At 44.0% G+C, this 16,237-nt stretch carries 13 protein-coding genes and 1 riboswitch; of the genes, 2 read left to right on the top strand and 11 right to left on the bottom strand.

What is annotated here, in order from left to right:
• Positions 1–12: 12 nt before the first annotated feature.
• Entirely contained in the window at positions 13–411 is a 399-nt protein-coding gene (locus HMPREF9625_RS07260; RefSeq protein WP_009534052.1) for a GrdX family protein, read from the bottom strand.
• Between the two features lie 88 nt (positions 412–499).
• A riboswitch (glycine riboswitch) is annotated at positions 500–588 on the bottom strand.
• Between the two features lie 631 nt (positions 589–1,219).
• Between HMPREF9625_RS07260 and HMPREF9625_RS07255 the strand changes: the two genes are divergently transcribed.
• Positions 1,220–2,581 (top strand): uracil-xanthine permease family protein, encoded by a 1,362-nt coding sequence (locus HMPREF9625_RS07255; protein WP_009534051.1) that lies wholly within the window; start codon positions 1,220–1,222, stop codon positions 2,579–2,581.
• A 128-nt stretch (positions 2,582–2,709) separates the two neighbouring features.
• Here HMPREF9625_RS07255 and HMPREF9625_RS07250 read toward each other — a convergent pair whose 3' ends face one another.
• The 6 genes from HMPREF9625_RS07250 to HMPREF9625_RS07225 all read right to left on the bottom strand — a co-directional run bounded on the left by HMPREF9625_RS07250 (position 2,710) and on the right by HMPREF9625_RS07225 (position 11,185).
• A complete protein-coding gene (locus HMPREF9625_RS07250) occupies positions 2,710–2,937 on the bottom strand; it encodes a hypothetical protein (protein ID WP_009538293.1) in 228 nt (75 codons plus the stop codon).
• Between the two features lie 267 nt (positions 2,938–3,204).
• On the bottom strand, positions 3,205–4,581 hold the full coding sequence (locus HMPREF9625_RS07245) for an alanine/glycine:cation symporter family protein (RefSeq protein ID WP_009534050.1): 1,377 nt from the start codon (positions 4,579–4,581) through the stop codon (positions 3,205–3,207).
• A 348-nt stretch (positions 4,582–4,929) separates the two neighbouring features.
• Entirely contained in the window at positions 4,930–5,565 is a 636-nt protein-coding gene (locus HMPREF9625_RS07240; protein ID WP_009534049.1) for a GDSL-type esterase/lipase family protein, read from the bottom strand.
• A 277-nt stretch (positions 5,566–5,842) separates the two neighbouring features.
• Complete coding sequence (selB, locus tag HMPREF9625_RS07235; RefSeq protein WP_009534048.1) at positions 5,843–7,768, bottom strand: selenocysteine-specific translation elongation factor; 1,926 nt, start codon at positions 7,766–7,768, stop codon at positions 5,843–5,845.
• On the bottom strand, positions 7,765–9,177 hold the full coding sequence (selA, locus tag HMPREF9625_RS07230; protein WP_009534047.1) for an L-seryl-tRNA(Sec) selenium transferase: 1,413 nt from the start codon (positions 9,175–9,177) through the stop codon (positions 7,765–7,767). Before selA ends, selB begins: the two co-directional genes overlap by 4 nt.
• A gap of 187 nt (positions 9,178–9,364) precedes the next feature.
• A complete protein-coding gene (locus tag HMPREF9625_RS07225) occupies positions 9,365–11,185 on the bottom strand; it encodes an ABC transporter ATP-binding protein (RefSeq protein WP_009534046.1) in 1,821 nt (606 codons plus the stop codon).
• Positions 11,186–11,484: 299 nt separating this feature from the next.
• On the opposite strand from HMPREF9625_RS07225, the gene HMPREF9625_RS07220 reads away from it, so the two are divergent.
• Positions 11,485–11,961 carry a hypothetical protein gene (locus HMPREF9625_RS07220; RefSeq protein ID WP_009534045.1) on the top strand — a complete coding sequence of 159 codons (477 nt, stop codon included), beginning with the start codon at positions 11,485–11,487 and terminating at the stop codon, positions 11,959–11,961.
• A gap of 39 nt (positions 11,962–12,000) precedes the next feature.
• Here the strand turns inward: HMPREF9625_RS07220 and atpC are convergent, their stop codons facing one another.
• From atpC to atpA, 4 genes are read right to left on the bottom strand one after another with little or no spacing between them, the layout of a single operon-like run.
• Positions 12,001–12,402, bottom strand: a complete 402-nt coding sequence (gene atpC, locus HMPREF9625_RS07215; protein ID WP_009534044.1) for an ATP synthase F1 subunit epsilon — start codon at positions 12,400–12,402, stop codon at positions 12,001–12,003.
• Between the two features lie 12 nt (positions 12,403–12,414).
• Positions 12,415–13,809: a F0F1 ATP synthase subunit beta gene (gene atpD, locus HMPREF9625_RS07210; RefSeq protein WP_009534043.1), complete on the bottom strand. Its 1,395-nt coding sequence runs from the start codon at positions 13,807–13,809 to the stop codon at positions 12,415–12,417.
• Positions 13,810–13,829: 20 nt separating this feature from the next.
• Positions 13,830–14,690 carry an ATP synthase F1 subunit gamma gene (gene atpG / locus HMPREF9625_RS07205; RefSeq protein ID WP_009534042.1) on the bottom strand — a complete coding sequence of 287 codons (861 nt, stop codon included), beginning with the start codon at positions 14,688–14,690 and terminating at the stop codon, positions 13,830–13,832.
• A gap of 24 nt (positions 14,691–14,714) precedes the next feature.
• Positions 14,715–16,235 carry a F0F1 ATP synthase subunit alpha gene (gene atpA, locus HMPREF9625_RS07200; protein WP_009534041.1) on the bottom strand — a complete coding sequence of 507 codons (1,521 nt, stop codon included), beginning with the start codon at positions 16,233–16,235 and terminating at the stop codon, positions 14,715–14,717.
• Positions 16,236–16,237: the final 2 nt, after the last annotated feature.

The raw sequence follows: 16,237 nt of genomic DNA, 5'->3' as shown, positions 1-16,237 counted from the left end.
ACTTTATGTTAATTAATGCAACATAAGCGACTCTAATCCGCTATCCAGAAGCGTCCAATCCAAAGTCTGAAAATCCTTCTGCACTTCTTCTGCATGAATACGATCCTTTTCCTCGAATTTCTCACAGGTATTTAAAGCATATTCAATCAAATCCAGAGATTTCATATCAAAGCCCTCTTCCGGGGTCTTATCCAAAAGGACTGACTCATACGGAGTTTCATTCGGCTTGATGGAACCGTCAAGAGGATGTGTCAGAATCTTTCCTCCCATATGAACCATATCCCTTACTCCCTTTAAAATATCCATGAATGAGATTTCACGAAAATCAATTTCGACATCCGTATTCGGATACTTTTTAGGAAAATTCTCCTTCACCAGCGGGTTATTTGTTACAATCACCAGACTCTTCATCTCTTTTCTCCTTTCTTCCATAGAGAAACAAAAAACAGGGTCGGAGAACTGTCATTCCCACAACCCTGTTTCACATTGATTCAGAGTCCCCAATATATCCATCCTTTTACCTGAAAGATTCATTGCGCTTTGCAACTTGCCTCTTCGGTGGTTTGCACTCTCTCTGGATATATCTTGTTTTTTATTTAGTATAAAAAACAGAATTTAGGCGTCATACCTTTGTTTATATTTTAACGTAATCCTTCGTTAAATCAACCAAAACAGGGTAATTATAGCCATCTTCTATGAATGTCGGCTAAGGAGGGGCAAAGAATTAATTCAAGAGCCGATATACGGCATAAAATCTATAAATATTATCCTATATATATATATTTCTTAACGGATGAAAATAAAACAAAAGTCTCTTATTTTCACTTATAGAATTTATCTATTACGCTTATGCAATATAGCTAAATACAATTTTACATTTTTTAATTTATTAGATACTATATACATAACCCGAGACGAAAGTCAAAAATAGCCAAAGATGAAAAAAAGAGAGAGAAAAGGCATGAATGAACATGTCTTTTTTCTCTCTTTTGTATAGACATTTTTCGCTCACCGACTGTACAATCCTAATCCGATTCAAAAAAATTTCAGCTATTCTCAGCACTGCATAAATCATTTTTAAAACTCAAAAAATTATACAAAATCATAAATTAAAATCTGTAGGAATTGCCAAGTTGTATTTCGAAGTGTTTTTAGCTAGTATTATTTGGTCAAAAAATAATTTTGTTTCCATAAAATCATTTTGGTCAGGAGGGGCTATATGAATGTAGAACAAAACAAAATGAATGAGTTATTTAAGTGGGACGGAAAGCCGGCTGTGGCTCCCACCATATCCTTGGCTTTACAGCACCTTGTCGCCATGATTATCGGCTGTGTAACTCCGGCGATTATCATTTCCAACGTAGCAGGATTGGAAATAGGGCAAAGAATCATCTTGATTCAAGCATCTTTAACCATGTCTGCCGTTTGTACTTTCTTTCAGCTCTTTCCTATTAAGAAAGGATTTTTCGGAGCGGGACTTCCGATGATTCTGGGAATCAGCTTTGCCTATCTCCCCAGCATGCAGGCCATTGCAGGAGAAGGTGGCGGAGTCGAAACCATTGTAGGCGCTATGATGGTCGGCGGTATCGTTGCCGTAGTAGTAGGTGTTTTCGTAAAGAAGATTAGAAAGTTTTTCCCGCCGCTCATTACCGGTACCGTTGTGTTCACTATTGGTCTATCTCTCTACCCGACTGCCATCAACTATATGGCAGGTGGTGTTGCAAATAACGCTGAGTTAATTGCTAAAAAGGGACTTCCGGAATCCATGATTTACGGTTCCTGGCAGAACTGGCTGGTTGCTCTTATTACCTTGATTGCCGTAATGTGCTTCAGCACCTTCGGAAAAGGTATTTTTAAACTGGCTTCTATCTTACTCGGTATGGTAGTCGGATATCTTGTTGCACTCGCTTTCGGCATGGTATCTTTCAAAGAAATCGGCACTGCATCCTGGTTCTCCTTACCGCATTTCTTACCCTTCGGTGTTAAGTTCAGCACCCCCGCTTGCATTTCCATCGGCTTGCTTTTTGCGATTAACTCCATTCAGGCAATCGGTGACTTTACAGCAACTACCATGGGCGGTTTCAACAGAGAGCCGAGTGATGATGAGCTTCGTGGCGGAATCATTGCCTACGGTGCAACGAACTTCCTGACTTCTTTCTTCGGAGGACTTCCCACAGCAACCTATTCTCAGAACGTGGGTATCGTTATCTCCAACAAGGTTGTTGCAAGAAGAGTATTTGCCACAACAGGACTGTTTATCTTAGCTTGCGGACTTTGTCCTAAATTCTCCGCACTGCTTACTACGATTCCGCAATGCGTACTCGGAGGAGCAACCATTACCGTATTCTCTACCATTGCCATGACAGGAATCAAATTAATCACACAGGAACCTTTAACAGCACGCTCCACCACAGTTGTCGGACTTGCTGCCGCTATCGGTGTAGGTATCGCACAGGCTCCGGCTTCCTTAGGACTCTTCCCGGTTTCCTTCACCATGATCTTCGGAAAGTCTCCTGTTGTATTGGCTACCATCATTGCGGTATTCTTAAATATCGTTCTTCCAAAAGAGAAGAAAGCATAAGATATTGTCACTTAACGAGATGGCGCGTACTATGCGGGCAACACTCATTTTGAATAAGAGCCAAAAGAGCTTAAGACCATTCCGTCTTAAGCTCTTTTTCTTTTTATATTCTATTCCCGAAGTATTTTTTAACTTTCTTTTTTCCTTAGCATTGCATATCCGGCAAGAGAAAGGAGAGATATTCCAAAAAGGGACGCCCACAGTCCGGAAAACATTTCATCTCCCGTGGAAACAGTTGATCTTCCTCGAGCATTCTTTCCGTTTGCGTTACGATTCGCAGCAAGCACGGTTCCGTTCTTTTCTTCGGGAAGATTTCCCTCAGTAGCAGATAAAGAAACACTATCTCCGGAAGTCATCGGACGATCTGCACCAAGAACTCCTCCCGAACTTTGCGGAATAGAATTTCCCGGGATTGCAGATGTATCGGACGGTTTGGGATTTACAGGGGTTCTTTCCGTAATTCCGTTTCCGCCGGGATTTCCGTTCTGTCCGGGATTTACCGGCTGATTCTTCTTCTCCAGACGAGTAGAGAAGGCAGCCCTGTTTTCACCGGACTGCCTTCAAATATGGATTAAAACTCTCCCCCCTTCAATGCATTTCTGCAAGCTTGAGTTTAATGCAATTTACTTTTCTCTCTTCTTCGTATCTCTTACCACATTAAAGAGAGCAAGAAGAGCGAGTACGTTCGGGATTACCATAAGTGCGTTGAAGAAGTCGGACATATCCCAAACCAAGTTTACCTTTAAAGTTGTGCCGATAATGATACAAACCACAACGATTGCAGAATAAAGCTTTACTGCTTCCTTGCCAAACAAGTACTGAACATTCACTGCACCAAAGAAATGCCATCCTAGTACTGTAGAGAAAGCAAAGAAGAAAAGACAGAAAGCTACAAAGAAATGACCAAAATTACCAAATCCGGCCACAAAAGCCTGCTGGGTTAAACGAATACCGGTAAAAACCTCACCCGTAGACGGATCAATCGTTCCGAGGATACCGCTTGTCAAGATAACAAACACGGTTAAGTTCAATACTACGAAAGTATCGATAAATACGGAAACCATAGCGCAAAGTCCCTGTGCATCCGGGCACTCCGCCTTTGCTCTTGCATGAGCGTGAGGAGTAGAACCCATACCTGCTTCGTTAGAGAAAAGTCCTCTAGCCACACCGAAACGAATTGCCTGACGGATGGTAATACCTGCTGCTGCACCTACAACTGCCTGCGGGTTGAAAGCACCGATAAAGATGGATGCAATTGCTCCCGGAAGCGCTGTGATATGCAAAACAATGAAAATCAAAGCACCTACAATATAAATACCTGCCATGAGCGGAACAACTTTTTCCAACACAGCAGCAAGTCTCTTTGTACCGCCAAAGAAAATGAAAGCGGCAATGGCTGCTACAAATACTCCGATAGCCACACTGGGAATATTGACATTCATAACAGCAAATACTTCCTTGAACGCAGCACCAATGGAGTTGGACTGTACCATATTTCCCATGAAGCCGAGTGCAAGGGTAATAAAAATCGCAAAAGCTGCTGCCATTGCTTTTCCTAATCCACCCTTAAAAGCGGCTTTAATATAGTAAACCGGACCTCCGGTTACTTGTCCGTTTTTTTCCTCTTTATAAGTCTGCGCAAGAACAGCCTCACCGTAGATGGTAGCCATTCCAAAAAAAGCGGATACCCACATCCAGAAAATTGCCCCGGGTCCACCACTTACGATTGCTGTTGCCGCTCCGGCAAGGTTTCCTGTACCAACCTGAGCTGCAATAGCAGTTGCAATCGCCTGGAACGGAGACATTTCTCCTGTATCATGCTTCTCACCATTCAGATTGAAATGCCCGAAAACCAGTTTGAACCCCTCTCCAAAACGACGAAGCTGGATAAACTTCAGACGAAAAGTGTAATAAATACCTGTTCCGCACAAAAGGATGATGAGCAAAAATCCCCACAAGAAATCATTCCCTTTGTTAATGATAGCATTTAAAGCATCCATATCTTTCTTCTCCTCTTCTAGAGTCGCTTTTCTCTGAGATATTGTATTGTTTGTCTCAAATCAGCGCCTCATCACTTAGACATTGTGATTGACCCTTTCATCAATCGCTCCCCGCCATTGGATCATCTTTTCTTTCCGGAAACATAAAAATAGCTGAAATAAGATAATGGTTCCCATGAAAGAAACTGTATCTTGCCTCCTCTTTATTTTTATCTTATTTCGAATTTGTTAAGATTTTATCTATATTTCTCGTCTTTTTCAACAATATTATTGTATTTATAGGGATAGTCTATAGTAATTTTTTATAAGGAATGTAGTTCTCCTGTAATTTTTAATAAAATGACTTTCTTAGTCCAGTTTAAAGAAATCTTCTCTTCGAATAAACTCCGCAAGTTTCGCTCCAAGATTCTTTTGCGCATCTCCTGTAAGATGCACTTTATCCGGATACCTTTCCAATGTAAGTTTTGCCGTATTAAAAGAAAGAATTCCTTCCGACTCACAATACACGGACAATGCTTCATTCAGTTGTCCATCCACAGTACTAAAAGCGGAATAGGCTTTATCACCGCTAAAATCCAGACTAGGAGGACAGACATAGAGAATATCTTCAGAAAGAAAGGGAATATTTTCTTTTTTAAAATCAGAAAAAAAGCCCTTAAGATGATTCAAAACTCTTGGAATATCCGGACGACCATAACTTAAAAAATCATTTACTCCCAAAAAAAAGATAAGGAAATCCTTACTTGTCAAGTTCTTACAGGCCTCCTTAAAGTCTTCCCACTCAAAAGGAAGATAGGGAATACAACGCCCCACCTTGGCTCGGACAGAAAAATGAACTTCCGGAAAAGCTTTCTCCAGCATCGTCGTGTAGCGTTCCTCCACCGGGAGCCTCAGATCCTGATGCGCATCATTCGGAAGATAGCCGTAAGTTAAAGAATCCCCATAAATCAGACAAGAGCATTTTCTTTCAGTTCCGTCCTTCATGACATTCCCCCTCTTATTGATTTGATATTTATAGACGAGATACCGCACGCTATATAAGCGACACTCATTAAGACTATGAATTTCAAGTATCCGATTTCTATCGAACCTGAATTGTAATTAATTTCGATTGTTATTCTCCCCTATCCTTTTTGTAAAGCGTGCGAAGACATCGGCACTTAATGAGCACAAGCAAAGCGATGTGCGAATTTAGTACCGCTATGTCGTAGCCCGAGCGAGAGCGACTTTACAAAAAGGATAGAGGAGAAGAGATAAACGCTTATTGATGCTTCAGCTCCTGGCCGGCCACTCTCTCCGCCTCTCCCGCAACTCTCTTCGTCATCTTCACCTTATCAAAGTACTGAATCAGTGCTTTAGCGCACTTTCTGCTCGTTCCAAACTGTTCCTTCAAGCTTGCAATGCCGAGTATCTCATTTTCTGAAAAATAGCTCTTAAGATAGTCTTCCGCCTTGTCAAGATTCTCTTTTAAGATTAGAAGCTCCGGATCCTCTCCGACCTTTACAAGCTGCCCTTCCACTACCAAGTTTTGCAGAATGTCGAGAAAGTCCTCTTCCTTCGCTTTCTTTCGGTCGAGCTCCTCCACACGAGGAAGCATAAAGCCGGCTTCGGAAAGCTGGGACAAGATATTTGTTTCCATTCTTTGGTAGGCTTCGTCCTTGAAATCCGTTCTATCTGTGAGGAGCAGGTATTCGCCTTCCAAACGCACGCCGGAAATAAAGGGCATACAGGCATCAAAGAGGTTTTGCTTACTATTCTTTAAGAGCTTTTCGCGCATCTCCGCCTTCGGAATGCCGATTCGATAGGGGTGTTTTTTATAAAAAGTTTCCAGTACATGCTCCATTTCCGTACTGAGGATATACGCATTTTCTTTATGCAGAAAATAGCGTTCCTTCTGCACAAGAACAGGGAAAACACGCTCTTCCCGGATCAGATTCTCCATGGCGGGCTCGATTTCTTCCTTCGAGTGAGAAATTCGCTTTGCGAGAGCCGAAATCGTATACAAGGTTTCCAGTTCTTCTCGAAGAAGGGTTTCCAGTACATCCTCTAAAGAGCCCTTGTCCTTACTTAAAAGCTCCTGAATGGTATCGTCCGAGAAGCGTTTCTTCTTTCTGGCATTGGGTTCAAGTACCACGCCGCCTCCGATGGTTTCCACCGGACTGTAAAAGCGGAGAATAAAACGATCACCCCTCTTAAATACCGTTTCCTCTTCCAAAATAAACTCACAAAGCCCCTCTTCTCCCGGGCCGATTTCTTCCTTGTCCAGAAGCACCACGCGACAAAGCACTTCCTTTGTCCCGGACAGGAAATGCAGTCTTTCCCTGTTTTTCAGGCTTCTCTTCGTATCGGGAAGCATGGTCACCTTTCCGTCCATAAGGGTGGAATTCTCCATACTGTTTTCCGCAGAAATAACGGAGCCCTTATGGAGCTCTTCCTTCTTTACACCGGTTAAATTCAGCGCCACACGCTGTCCGGCTTCCGCAATTTCGGAGTCCTGCTCATGCACCTGAATGTTTCGAATCCGCGCTTTCAGTCCTTCCGGATAGATCTCCAGTGCATCTCCCTTATGAAGCGTTCCGGAAATAAGCGTACCGGTAATAATGGTTCCAAATCCCTGCAGGCTGAACACGCGGTCAATCGGAAGACGCGGAATTCCTTTGGTATCTCTTTCCGGAAGCGCCTTTACCATCGCGGAAATTGCCTTTTTGCAATCCTCTATTCCCTCCCCTGTAACGGAAGAAACACGAACAACCGGTGCGTCCTCCAGGATGGTATCCTTTAGTTCCTTCCGAATATCCTCTTCCATCATAGAAATCCATTCCAGATCCACAGTATCACACTTTGTCAGCACCAAAATACATTTTTCAATACCGAGGAGCTTCAGGATATCCAGATGTTCTCTTGTCTGCGGCATGATTCCTTCATCGGCGGCCACAACCACAAGTACCATGTCCATCCCCACTACACCGGAGACCATTTGCTGAATAAACTTCTCATGTCCGGGTACATCAATGATTCCGCAGCGTAAGCCTTCTTCCAAGTCAAACCAGGTAAATCCCAGCTCAATGGTAATCCCTCTATCCTGCTCTTCCTTTAAGCGGTCTGTATTCCTACCGGTCAGCGCCCGTATCAGTGTCGTTTTTCCGTGATCGATGTGTCCCGCCGTACCGATGATAATGTGTTTCACTCTAAAGCCTCCTGAAAACTCTCTACTACTCTTTCTAATTCTTCTTCCCGAATCGTGCGAAGGTCAATCCAGAAATCATCCTCCATAACTCTTCCGATTAAGGGCTCCTTGGTAAAATGCAGTCGTTTCTCCAGCTCCGGCACGCTGATTTTATGCGGATGGAAGGATACGGCAAAACTGTCCATATAAGTATCCGGAAGAGATCCGCCTCCCACCTGTGAGGTACAGGCACGAACTGTACAATCTCCCGGTAAACGATTGTCCCGAAACAAGTTGCATAAGCTCTCCGCTCTCTCCTTTATAGAAGAAAGCGGTTCGGAAAGCATTTTCAAAACCGGAATCCGCTCTTCAATCCCTTCCATGTGAAGGTACTCCCGAAGCGTCATGGAAAGTGCCGCTACCGTAAACTTATCAATTCGAAGAGCTCTCGTCAGCGGATTCTTCTTCATGGCATCGATATACTTTTTCTTTCCGATGATAATGCCGGCCTGCGGTCCGCCAAGCAACTTATCTCCGCTAAAGCAGACAACGTCCACCCCGGACTCGATTGCCTCCTGCACCATCGGCTCATGCCGAATGCCGTACTTTTCCAGCGGTAGAAGTACACCGGAGCCCAAGTCCTCAATAATCGGAATATTGTGCTCTAGGGAAAGCGACTTTAAATCCTTTGCCTCTACCGACTCGGTGAATCCCATGATGCAATAGTTACTGGTATGCACTTTTAAGAAGGCCTTCGTATTTTCCGTAATTGCCTCTTGATAATCGGATAGATGGGTCTTATTCGTCGTTCCAATCTCCACCATCTCCGCATCGGACTGTGCGCAAACGTCGGGAATCCGGAACTTTCCCCCTATTTCAATTAACTCTCCACGGGAGACAATAACTTCCCCGCCCTTAGCCAGGGTGGAAAGAATGAGCAGCACGGAAGACGCATTGTTATTCACCACCATGGCATCCTCCGCCCCGGTGATTTTACAAATCATCTCTTTCATATGAGAATAGCGCTCGCCTCTCTTTCCCTCTTCGAGGTTATACTCGAGGTTCGAATAGGAAGAAAGCAGCGTCGCAAGCTCGGTGGAAATCTTGTGGCTAAGCGGTGCTCTTCCGAGATTCGTATGTAAAATAGTTCCGGTTCCGTTTAAAACCGGACGAAGTTTCAGCTCGATTCCCTGCTCCACGTGCTCCGCTATCGCATCCTCAATATGGTCAATTCTGCGCAGAATTTCGTCTTCTCTATTTTCTTCGGAGGGAGACAGTAGTTTGATTTCTTCCCGTATCTCCTCGACCGCTTCTCTTACCTTGTCAGTCACATAGGAGAGACCGTAGTCTTGAATTAAATCCAGTACTTTCCCCTCTTCCAGAAGGATGTCTACCTTCGGAATTCTTCGGAATAAATTGTTCTTGTCCATATACAGCTCTTTTCTGTTTTGATGATGGGAAAAACGAGATACTGTGCTTTTCTCGCATGAAACGCATTATAGACGAGATACCGCATACACCGCACGCGATAGCCGTCCATAAAGATAATAAAATGATATAATCAATATATTATAGCAAAAAAGAGGAGAGGGAAAAAGCAGGACTTTTCCCCTCTTTTTATTCCGCCTCCACATGATACAAGGCATAGAAATAGCCCTTTTTCTCCAATAGCTCCGTAAAGTTCCCTTCTTCCTCGACTTTTCCGTTCTTTAATACGCATATTCTATCCACACGGCTTAAAATCCGGCTATCTAGGTCATGAAGAACCAGAATTTCCGTTGTATTTTCTATGTTTAGCAAAGTGTCCAAGACCAGATAAGTATTTTCCTTATCCAAGGAAGCCGTAATCTCGTCCGCAAGTAAAATGGGCGTTTTCCGAAGCAAGCTTCGCGCAATACTGATTCTCTGCCTCTCTCCTCCGGACAAGGCTGCTCCGTTTTCTCCACATAGATAGTCTAAGCCCTTTTCCTTTACGAGATTCCGAAGTCCTGCCCGCTCTATCACGGACTGTAGTTCCTCTTCCCGGCAATTCTGAAAAAGACAGATATTTTCTCGAATCGTTCCGTCAAAGATAAAGACCTCCTGCTGGATGTAGGAGATTTCCTTGAAAATTCTGTCTTCTCCCAAATCCATAGTGTCCTGCCCGCCAATGCGGATTGTCCCGGACTGTGCTCTTTCCATGCTCATAAGGATTTTCAAAATGCTGGACTTTCCGCTTCCGGAAGTCCCGAGAAGAACCACCTTCTCTCCCTCTTTTACCCGCAAGTTTAAACCTTTCAGAACTTCTTTTCCTTCCGAATAGGAGAAGCAAATCTGATTAAAGAGAATCTCTCCGCGAAGGGAAGGTAGTGCTTCCGCCATACCTGATTGCTCTTCTATAGCAATTTTATCCCCTACTCTGTCCTTATGCTCGGTTGTGCTTTGATGCTCTATGAATTCCTGTTGCTCTAGGGCCTTTTTGTTCCCCACAACTTTTCGTAACTCTTCCTCCCTCTTTATCGTATCCCAAAACTTATCCGTAAGCCTGTACGCGGCCTTCGCTTCCGAAAGCATGGAAGGAAGAGAACTTAAAGGATCAATCAGATAATGAATCAGCTGTGAGAAGGCAATGACTGTTCCGATGGAAATGCTATGCCTTGTAAATGCAATATACGCAGAAAGAAAGAGAATGGAAAGCCTTGTGATATAGCCTGAAATAGCCGCAAAGTAATTTACCTTTTCGACGCACCTTTCCCGTTTCAACATCGTTTCTTCCGTTTTTTCGTTTACCGCGCCATGCAATTTTGAAAAGATGGCTTCCACCTTATAACTTTTGATAATGGTAAAGCCGATGGAAAAGTCTTTTAAAAAAGCGAGATACTCCGCATTTCTTGTCGACAACCGGTCTTCCAGCTCTCCCATATTTTTCCCGGAATACAGCGCCGCAAAGAAAGGAATGAGAGAAAGAACGCAGGACATACAGGCCAAAAAGACATTGTAACGAAGCATCACGATCATCGCGCCGATACCGCAGAAAAGAATCTGCGTGATAATCGGAATCTGATCCAGAAACTGCTCTTTTATCTTCATGAGGTCGGTACTTAAAGCGGAAAGATACACCGAACTGTTCGAAGCATAAAAATCCGCAACCTTCTTTTTCAATAAATAATCGCAGGCAAAGTTCCGGTACTGTAAGACCGCCCTGGTACTGAATTTTGTTCTAAAAAAATATGTCGCTACGGCGGAAAAGAACTCCATCAAAAAAATACCGGCAGTAAGAAGAATAATCCCTCTTAAAGAATATTCTCTACTTCCCGATAAGTAATCAATCAAAATCTGAAATAGCTGCGGCACCGAAAGAATCGCCAAAGATAAAACACTGGTTCCAAGCACTGCCATAAACAAATTTAAGCTGTTATTCTTAAAAAAATTCCGGCTCAGCGGATTGCATTTTAACATGATTCAAGTATGCCTTTCGTTGTTCTAACTCACGATAAATATTCTATATTAATTTATAATAGCATAAGTAAATATATTACAAAAGAACCGATAAGCTACATCCTTATAAGCTGTTCAACTATCCTTTTAACTAAGATGCTTATCTAACTATTTACTTGCATGCTATACAGGACTTTTTAATTAATTATGGCGTGTTGTGATTATAATTAATATATTATTCCATTTTATTTAATCTATACTCCTTATACTATTTTTCATATAAAAGATGATTATATTTCATATAGTAAGGATACAAATCAATGGCTAACAAAAATTTACTGAAACTAAGATTTCTCTTCTATCTTCTATTAGCAGTCTGTTTTTTTCTAATTGCACTAAAGCCTGCCGGCCGTTTTCTGCAAATAGAGGATGATTTAAAAGAGCTAAAAGGAAAGGCAAGCAACAAAACTATTGAATATCGCAGTGAAAGAGGCTTTGGAAACGATCGTCTGGACATTTATTCCTTTACACTTCCTCCGGAGGCTGTGCAAACGCAATTCTTTTCTATCTTAGAAAGCCAAGATAGCTTTTTCAAAATAAAGTCAGACGAAGATGTAAAGGATAGAGTTTTGAACTTAATCGACATACTCCCCAAAAATGATCCTTTAAGAAACAAACTGGAAAACTTATGCAATGAGAAACCACGATTTCGTTATCAAAGCACATTTGGAACTGAAAAAATATATATCATCAATGAAGGTCAAGAAAAAGGATATTGCCTGATTAGCGAGATTTAAAGAACTGCGGAGGAAAAATCTCCTCCGCAGTTCTTCATTTTATTTCTCTGCTGTTTGTAAACGAATCAAAGCTCTATAGAGTTTAGCCTGTGCACGAACTCGCGCTTCTTCGGAACTTTCCTCCTCGATGCGCTTTTCGGCCTTGGCTTTGGCGCGCTCTGCACGCTCCACATCGATTTCATCACTCCACTCGAAGGTGGTCGGAATCAATCTACAGTGGTTGTCCATCATGGAAAGCATACCGCCGATGCAGGCGCCCTTTTTCTCGGTACCGTCCGGAAGAATGACCTTGGCTGTTCCCATTCCCACAGCAGTGCAGTAGTTAATGTGATGCGCCATGATAGCCAAATCTCCGGTGATACTGCGAAGGCTCAGTCTTTCCACTTCGCCGTTGAACTTCTCTCCGTCCATAGAAACAATCTCTAATGGGAACATTGCCATAAGCGTCCCTCCTTACTGTTTCTTTGCTTTTTCAAAGACTTCTTCAATCGTTCCTACCAAGAGGAATGCGGACTCGGGAAGTTCATCACATTCTCCGTCCAGAATCATCTTAAAGCCGCGTATGGTTTCCTTCAAAGGAACATACTTTCCTTCGAGTCCTGTAAACTGCTCCGCTACGGAGAAGCTCTGAGACAGGAAGTTCTGAATCTTTCTCGCACGGTAAACGGTAATCTTATCCTCTTCGGAAAGCTCATCCATACCCATGATGGCGATGATATCCTGCAATTCCTTATAACGCTGTAAAACCTGCTGTACGCCTCTTGCTACCTGATAGTGCTCTTCTCCGACAACTTCCGGAGTAAGAATACGGCTGGTGGAATCCAGAGGATCCACTGCAGGGTAAATACCCTTACTTGCGATATCTCTGGAAAGTACGGTCGTCGCATCAAGGTGCGTAAAGGTTGTTGCGGGAGCCGGGTCTGTTAGGTCATCCGCAGGCACATAAACCGCCTGAACGGAAGTAATAGAACCCTGCTTTGTGGAAGTGATACGCTCCTGTAAAGCACCCATGTCGGTTGCAAGGGTCGGCTGATATCCTACGGCAGAAGGCATTCTTCCAAGAAGTGCGGAAACCTCTGATCCTGCCTGGGTAAAACGGAAGATATTGTCAATGAAAAGTAGTACGTCCTGATGCTTCACATCACGGAAATACTCCGCCATAGTAAGGCCGGAAAGTCCGACTCTCATTCTTGCTCCGGGCGGCTCATTCATCTGTCCGTAAACTAGGGCTGTCTTATCCAAAACGCCGCTTTCCTTCATTTCCCCGTAAAGGTCGTTACCCTCACGGGTACGCTCTCCTACACCGGTAAATACGGAAATACCGCCGTGTGCTGTTGCGACATTGTGGATTAACTCCATGATTAAAACGGTTTTTCCTACACCCGCACCGCCAAAGAGACCAATTTTACCACCCTTTGCATAAGGGCAAATGAGGTCTACAACCTTAATTCCGGTTTCCAGAATTTCTGTCGCGGGAGTCTGTTCTTCAAAGGAAGGCGCCGGACGATGAATCGCCCATCTTTCCTCTGTTTCGGGAGCCGGCTTCTCATCCACAGGCTCGCCCAAGATATTAAAAATTCGTCCTAAGCAGCCGTCTCCGACAGGCACCGTAATGGGGCTCCCTGTATCAACTGCTTCTGTTCCTCTTACAAGGCCATCCGTTGAGCTCATGGCAACGCAGCGAACCGTGTCATCCCCCAACTGTTGTGCCACCTCACAAATCAGCTCATGTCCGTTAAGCTGAATGGAAATGGCATTTAAGAGAGCTGGCAGTTCGCCTTCCTGGAATCGAATATCCAGAACGGCGCCCATGACCTGTATGACCTTTCCTACATGTTTCTCTGTCATGTATTTCTCCTCTAGCTATCCTATAACTCTTCCGCACCGGCAACAATTTCCGTAATTTCCTGGGTAATGCTTGCCTGTCTGGCTCTGTTATAGAACAGACTCAATTTATCAATCATCTCTCCGGCATTGTCCGTAGCCGCTTCCATTGCAGTTCTTCTCGCCGCAAGTTCACTGGCGACAGAAGTGCAAACACCGCTATAGACGAGTCCGGCAAGATACTCCGGCACTATCGCATTAAAAACATCCTCTCCACTCGGTTCATAAAGAATCAAGTTTCGGATTGCCTTCGCCTCTTCTTCACTCTCCTCTTTCAGGTCTGAAAGCGGCAGGAGGGAAAGGCTGTCTACCTTCTGGCTCATCATGGAAATAAAGTCTGTATACAAAAGAACAATATGTCCAAACTCCCCTTCACGGTAGGCTTTACAGAGTTCTTTTCCTATGGCATAGGTATCGGAGACATTGAGTTCTCCCACCAAACTATAGTTTTCATTCACAATGCTGTAGTGTTTCTGCCTTCCATACTCAAGGGCTTTCTTTCCTAAGGGAAATAAAGCGAAATCCTTTCCCTTCACTTCTTCCTCAAGGGCACGGAAAAGGTTTGCGTTATACCCTCCCGCCATGCCTCGGTCACCGGCAATCAGCACATAGCACCATTTTTCCGATGCGTTTCTCTTCACATAGGGAGAAGAAAAGTCTGTGTTGCCGTTTGCGATTTCCGACAAGGTTTTCTTCAGCGTTTGGAAGTACGGCTTCGTATTCTCCGCCCTCTCCTTCGCTCTTCTTAACTTGGAAGAAGCTACGAGTTCCATTGCCTTGGTAATCTGCATTGTGTTTTGAATGCTTTTAATACGGAGTTTCACGGACTTCATATTTGCAGCCATGTTTTTCTCCTTTTATCTCTACTTCTACAGTCTCTTTAAAAATTCCTCTGTAAAACGCTCCAAGGAAGAATTTAACTTCTTCTCCGTATCCTCTTCCAGCTTTCCGGTACTTACGATAGCCTGCATAGTATTGACCGCCTCCGCATCGGAATCAAGGAAATGATACAGTTCTTCTTCGTACTTCTTGATATCCTTTACTTCCACCTTGCTCAAAATGCCGTGTACTACGGCGTAGAGGATCGCTACCTGCTTTTCTACCGGAACGGGCTCGCCCTTGCCCTGCTTCAGTACTTCCACGATACGTTCACCTTGTGCAAGTCTTTGCTTGGTATCCTGATCCAGATCGGATCCGAACTGGGCGAAGGATTGCAACTCTCTAAACTGAGAGTAAACGAGCTTCAAGGTACCGGCAACCTTCTTCATGGCCTTAATCTGTGCATTTCCGCCTACACGGGATACGGAGATACCGGGGTTAACCGCCGGCATGATTCCGCTATGGAAAAGCTCGGTCTCGAGGAAAATCTGTCCGTCTGTAATGGAGATGACATTGGTCGGAATATAGGCCGATACATCTCCTGCCTGTGTCTCAATAATCGGAAGCGCCGTAAGGGATCCTCCTCCAAGCTCTTCGGAAAGCTTAGCCGCTCTCTCTAAGAGTCTGGAATGCAGATAGAAAACGTCTCCGGGATAAGCTTCTCTTCCTGGCGGTCTTCTAATCAGAAGGGAAATTGCACGATAAGCCACAGCATGCTTACTCAAATCATCATAAATAATCAGGACGTGCTTTCCCTGATGCATGAAATACTCGCCCATCGCGCAGCCCGCATACGGTGCGATATACTGCAAGGGGCTCGGCTCGGAAGCGGTTGCCGCAACAACGATGGAATAATCCATAGCGCCGGCATCCTTCAATTCATTCACAAGAGCGGTAACCGTAGATCTCTTCTGTCCGATAGCGACATAGATACAGATTACATCCTTCCCCTTCTGGTTGATAATGGTATCGATAGCAATCGTTGTCTTACCGGTCTGTCTGTCACCGATAATCAACTCTCTTTGTCCCCTTCCGATAGGAATCATGGAGTCAATGGCTTTGATTCCCGTCTGCAAAGGTTCTTTAACCGGCTGTCTTTTGATAATGCCGGGTGCAGGACTTTCTACAGCACGGAACTCCGTGCTCTCAATGGGGCCTGCTCCATCAATAGGCTGTCCGATGGCATTCACTACTCTACCAATCAGAGACTCGCCAACCGGTACAGAAACAACTCTTCCTGTACGCTTTACACTCTGTCCTTCCTTGATTCCCACATCGGAACCGAAAAGGACAGCGGAAACACTGGTTTCTTCCAAGTTCTGCGCCATACCGAAAGTACCGTCACTAAACTCCAGAAGCTCACCCGCCATACAGTTTGTAAGGCCGGAAACTCTGGCAATACCGTCACCAACCGTAAGGACGGTGCCGGTTTCATTTTGTACGATAGCATTTTGGTAATATTTAATCTGGCTTCGAATGACCTCGGATATTTTTTCTGGTTTTAATTCCATTC

Origin of the sequence: Oribacterium parvum ACB1 (assembly GCF_000238055.2) — a bacterium.
In the GTDB taxonomy this organism is placed as follows: Bacteria; Bacillota; Clostridia; order Lachnospirales; family Lachnospiraceae; genus Oribacterium; species Oribacterium parvum.
The sequence above is the reverse complement of the archived record's forward strand: the minus strand, read 5'-3'. Positions and strand labels throughout refer to the sequence as shown.